This window comes from Nitrospira sp. BLG_2 (assembly GCF_049222245.1).
On the sequence record NZ_JBLYIG010000102.1, the window covers coordinates 1 to 4,874 of the forward strand.

Sequence of the window (4,874 nt, forward strand, 5' to 3'; positions counted from 1 at the left end):
CTTCAAGGGTGCAATGATCCACGCCGACGAACACGGTGATGGGCCCGTCCTGCACTGTCACCGTGCTGGTCGCATCGGTGCCCCACATCTGATTCTGGCACTCGTTGGTAATCGTGCCATCGTGAACCCGCGGCCCCACGACACGCGGCACCCGGCTGGGAGCCAAGACGTCGGCCTGCCGCATGAGCCGCCGCCCACGGGATGTCGAGGTGCGAATCCCCTGGGCTCGCAGTCGCGCCCAGACTTTGCGATGTCCTTCCCCGAGAAATGGCGACGTCGCGAGGACGTGGCGGATATGCATAATGAGTCCTTCGTCGGTGTACAAGGTCTTCGGCCCACGCTTGGCGGATGTGGCCGGAGACGTCTCGGCGCGGGTGCGCTGCAGATAGCACGTGGACCGGCTCAGGCCCCATTCCTGACAGACCCGGACCACACCATACGGACGTGGCGTGGAAGGCGACGTGGCGTGGCTCATCGCGTCGACCTCCCGGTGGCCAAAGGGACACCCCCTCGCAACCGCTGGACCGCCTCCCGCGAGAGTTCCAGTCGCATGGTCAGATCGCCGACCAAGGCCTTCAGACGGGCCACGTCGTCGTCGCGGCCATCGGCGTCCCGGCTCTTCAACCCGGCCTGGCCACTCGCCACGAACTGGTCCCGCCACTCTGACCCCTTCGCGGCGGTGATCCCTGCTTCTCGGGAGACCAGATCGAGATCGTCGCCCCGCAACACGCGCAGGACCACATCCATCTTCTTGCGCGAGGAAAACCGGCCTCGCTCTGCGTTCAATTTCGCCAGGAACACCTCCATCCTGAGGGGCAGTATGCCCCAATGGCGTGTCCAAGGAAATCGTGGGGCGGAGGAAGCTCTTCATAATGTGACGTTGGTCTCATCCGTCAAAACCTGTTGTTTTCTTGCCAGGTATGTGCCCCTCAGTTAGACTTTTTTCACACCACCATGGCACGAACACGCGCAGCGGACCATCAACGGTCCCGATCAAAAACCGCTCTCATCGAAGAAATCACGCGCGGAGTCACTAAGTTCCAGGAAGTTCTTGCGGCTGTCAATGACCTCTGTCGAGAAGGTTTTCCGTATCGTGATGCGGCACAAAGTAAAGCCGAGCTGCAATTTCGTGAATATCTACGGCAAACATTCGGCGAGCGTTCTCACGAATTCCAAACGTATCGGAGCTTCAAGATTCGCACGGCGGACAAGACCGAGATAGCACAGACCATCACTGTCATTAAAGATCTTATCCAAACTCTGGAGGACCGGAAGCTGGAACTTCAAGGACTCAAGCCGCCACCAAAAACCGAGCCACCACATGAGGTAAGCGTAAACAATACCGCACGTCTGATGCTTGTCTCGCCTGCGACACCAACCACCGTGACAGCGCAGACAACTACACCCATGACGGCTGCCGAGGCCATAATGGCAAATGGGGAACCGTCGATGTCCCTTGTCACACCCACGGCTCAAACACAACCCCTTGCACCAGCATCTCAGGTCTCGACTCCAATATTAACCCCGGTTTCGTCTCCGGCACCGACACTGCCCCCGACTCCTACAACAGCTTCGGCACTTACTCCGACGCCTATCTCTGTAACACCCGAGCTACATGCTCCCCCTATCCCAACTCCCGTCACACATCCTTCTCCTCCACCAGAATCAACTCCATTTACTCAGCCGATGCCGTCAACGACCGACGGACTGGCTGAAGTAAAACAAGCTCCACTGGCAGTAGTTCCGACATCTCCTTCAATACCGAGTCAGCATCACCCCAGTGCTCAGACGTCTGCGTTGAATACCCAGTCGATGCAGTCTGAACCGGCTCATTCTGGTGTATCTGCTCCGCAAGACCTGCCGATAGACAAGCCGTCGATCAGTCTAAGCCACACTCTGTTGATCGAATCCGCACTCGATTCCACGCTTGACCAAGACCCCCTATATCTCGTTCGAAAAGTCTGTCATCGTTTTCACGCCGTAGCCCGTCAACTCCGTCTTCGGAAAGACTATCGTGCAACGCTCGAAGTTGAAGATGACTATGATTTACAGGACCTCTTGTGCGCGTTGTTGAAGGTGGAGTTCGACGAGGTAGCGACCGATGAATGGACACCACCCTACTCAGGAGGCGCACCAAGAACGACACTGCTTGTGAATCGAGATCAGATCGCGGTGGTAGCGAAGAAGACCAGATCCGGATTGACCACAAAGGAACTTGCCGATCAGGTCGCTGCGGACAGCGCTTATTATGGAGCTCAAGGGCGATGCTCTACGTTATTTTGCTTCATGTACGATCCGGAAGGCCGTATCGGAAGCCCGAAGCGGCTGGAAACAACCTTAACCAGCGCCAGCGAGCACTGCCGGGTCGAAGTGCTTGTTGCGCCAAAGTGAGACCATGGCAAAAACAAATTTAAAGAGGATCCCTTCTATCGCACCGCTATCAAAGATCATCAAGACCAAGCCTGAGTTGACAGGGAAGAATGACTTTGCTATAAAGCAGCCCACTTCCGGGGCAATTCCCTACACGATTCATGGTCCCGCTCCGGGAGAACAAAGCATGTCGGATCGGGCGTACGTGTTGATCAATGTTCTACCTGGACAGACATCTGCCGTTGTCAAAGCACTGGAAGAAATTAAGGAGATAAAAACGATCGATCCTTGTTGGGGCAAGCCGGACATCATCGCGATAGCCGACATACCTGACCAAGATGCCTTGACCCAACTGGTGCTGAGTCGCATACATCGCATAGAAGGAGTGACGCAGACCGATACTCACCTCGTATACCGTCTGAAGGAGGCCAGAACAAAATGATCCGAAAGGACTGTCTTGCCATCGTCGTCCTCACCGTGTTTGCCGCTGGATGTACCAGCGTTCAACGAACTGTTGAGCCTGACGTTGTCGATGTGACATTGCCTGCCTCGACAGACCGGGTGAAAGCGGCAGTGACGAAAGTCTTGGCTGACGATGACTACGATGTGGAATGGAAAGACGGATCTCAGTTACAAACAGGTTACAGGAATGAACAGTCCAGTATCTGGGATTGGCTCGTGAAAGGACGGTTAGGTGTGGTGAGAAGCCGTGCAGAAGTATCTGTGACGCCTGAAACTGACCAGAGCTCCCATCTCCGTCTACAAGTATCGTCAGAAGGTAAACAAACGATGTTCCAAGGGTGGGGTCCTACCGAACCTCAAGTTCCACAAAGTGCGGAAAATAAATTACGCTTAATCAAGAATGAATTGAAAATTGTACAGGACACCTACACAACACAGACCTTTTATGGATCGAAACCTTAGATAAGTTCTTTTTCTGCTCCTTCAGCCTCTTCTCCTAGATCCAGGCCGAAACGCTCTGCCATGCGGTAGAGTGTGCGTCTATCAATCCCAAGGATTTTTGCGGCCTTTACCTTATTTCCCTTCGTTTCCTTGAGTACCCGAGTCAAATGACGTTTTTCCACTTCTTCTAAAGTCAGACACACCTCATCCAGCTGGTCGATTTTTGAAAGTCGTGTATCGGCTTCCATCGTTGCACTCTCGCGAATTACTTCTGGTAGGTCTTCAGGCGTCAGTAGAGGCCCGTGGCTTAATGACACGGCACGTTCAATCGCATTTTCAAGCTCTCGAACGTTGCCAGGCCATCGATATTTGGTCAAGAGCGCCATAGTTTCCGGCAGGACCCCCCGCACCGCATGGTCCGTGCCCGCAGCGCACTTTTGTAAGAAGTGATGCACCAGCATCGGAATGTCTTCTCGCCGATCAGCCAGCGACGGCAACGTGATCGGAACGACTTTCAATCGGTAAAACAGGTCATCTCGAAACTTTCCTTCCTTCACCAACTGCTCGAGGTCTCGATTGGTCGCCGCAATGATCCGTACATCGACTCTGGTGGACGTCGTGCCCCCGACCCGGCGGACTTCCTGATCCTGCATGACCCGCAACAACTTCACTTGTAACGCCTGTCCAAGCTCACCGATCTCGTCGAGAAACAGCGTCCCTCCATTGGCCGATTCGAAGAGCCCGACCTTGGTCCCCGCTGCGCCGGTGAAAGCGCCTTTCTCATATCCGAACATTTCCGATTCCAGCAAGGTATCGGGCAACGCACCACAATTGACCGGAATGAATGGCTTATCCCGGCGCGGGCCATTCGTATGAATGGCTCGCGCAATGAGCTCTTTGCCGGTACCGCTTTCCCCCTGGAGCAGTACCGTGCTTTTGCTTTCCGCCACGCGCGCGACCAACTTATACACCTCCAACATCGCCGTGCTGCTTCCGACCAATGGAGACCACTTGTCCTTACTCTTCAACTCCTCTCGGAACCGCGCATTCTCTTGGAGCAATCTGCAGTGATCCATGCTCCGTTTGACTACCAGCTTGATGTCTTCTTTCTTGAACGGCTTCGCCAGGTAATCGTAGGCGCCCTGCTTAATCGCTTCAATCGCACCTTCCAGAGAGCCGAACGCGGTGAGCACCACCACGGCCGTATTCGGACTCACTCGCTTGAACTCACGCAACACCGTCAGCCCATCCACCGCGCCCATGCGGATGTCCGTCAACACCAAATCGACCCGCCCTTGGCGTCCGCGCGCGATCACCGCTTCTCCGCTGGCAAAAGCCTCGACATGGTACCCTTCCTTCCTAAGAGCCTCGGCCAACAGCTCACGTGCGACCACATCGTCGTCGGCCACCAGAATCGTCGCTGGCTGCATTACGTCTCCTCCGTCGTATGAATAGATTCGCTTCGCATGGCCGGCAACGTCATCGTCACGGTCGTGCCATGCCCGACCGCACTCGTCATCGCCAACCCGCCTCTATGAGCCACCACCGACTCTCGGCGCAAGAAGAGTCCCAAGCCGGTTCCCGTGCCAATCGCCTTAGTC

General features: G+C 55.4%; 7 protein-coding genes. 3 read left to right on the forward strand and 4 right to left on the reverse strand.

Annotated elements, in window-relative coordinates; genetic code table 11:
- Together ACOSYY_RS03020 and ACOSYY_RS03025 are read right to left on the reverse strand one after the other, a co-directional pair.
- A partial coding sequence (locus ACOSYY_RS03020; protein WP_526023270.1) for a transposase family protein occupies positions 1 to 475 on the reverse strand: 475 nt, incomplete at its 3' end.
- Positions 472 to 801: a hypothetical protein gene (locus ACOSYY_RS03025; RefSeq protein ID WP_421660794.1), complete on the reverse strand. Its 330-nt coding sequence runs from the start codon at positions 799 to 801 to the stop codon at positions 472 to 474. The genes ACOSYY_RS03025 and ACOSYY_RS03020, both read right to left, overlap by 4 nt.
- 153 nt (positions 802 to 954) lie before the next feature.
- Here ACOSYY_RS03025 and ACOSYY_RS03030 point away from each other — a divergent pair, with 153 nt between their 5' ends.
- The 3 genes from ACOSYY_RS03030 to ACOSYY_RS03040 are packed head-to-tail and all read left to right on the forward strand — an operon-like array spanning position 955 to position 3,294.
- A complete protein-coding gene (locus ACOSYY_RS03030) occupies positions 955 to 2,391 on the forward strand; it encodes a PD-(D/E)XK nuclease domain-containing protein (RefSeq protein ID WP_421660795.1) in 1,437 nt (478 codons plus the stop codon).
- A gap of 4 nt (positions 2,392 to 2,395) precedes the next feature.
- Positions 2,396 to 2,812, forward strand: a complete 417-nt coding sequence (locus ACOSYY_RS03035) for an Lrp/AsnC ligand binding domain-containing protein (protein ID WP_421660796.1) — start codon at positions 2,396 to 2,398, stop codon at positions 2,810 to 2,812.
- Positions 2,809 to 3,294 (forward strand): hypothetical protein, encoded by a 486-nt coding sequence (locus ACOSYY_RS03040; RefSeq protein WP_421660797.1) that lies wholly within the window; start codon positions 2,809 to 2,811, stop codon positions 3,292 to 3,294. Before ACOSYY_RS03035 ends, ACOSYY_RS03040 begins: the two co-directional genes overlap by 4 nt.
- On the opposite strand, the gene ACOSYY_RS03045 is transcribed toward ACOSYY_RS03040, so the two are convergent.
- Both ACOSYY_RS03045 and ACOSYY_RS03050 read right to left on the reverse strand, forming a co-directional pair.
- Positions 3,291 to 4,703, reverse strand: a complete 1,413-nt coding sequence (locus ACOSYY_RS03045) for a sigma-54-dependent transcriptional regulator (RefSeq protein WP_421660798.1) — start codon at positions 4,701 to 4,703, stop codon at positions 3,291 to 3,293. The genes ACOSYY_RS03040 and ACOSYY_RS03045 overlap by 4 nt on opposite strands.
- Positions 4,703 to 4,864, reverse strand: a complete 162-nt coding sequence (locus ACOSYY_RS03050) for an ATP-binding protein (protein ID WP_421660799.1) — start codon at positions 4,862 to 4,864, stop codon at positions 4,703 to 4,705. Before ACOSYY_RS03050 ends, ACOSYY_RS03045 begins: the two co-directional genes overlap by 1 nt.
- Between the last annotated feature and the right edge of the window lie 10 nt (positions 4,865 to 4,874).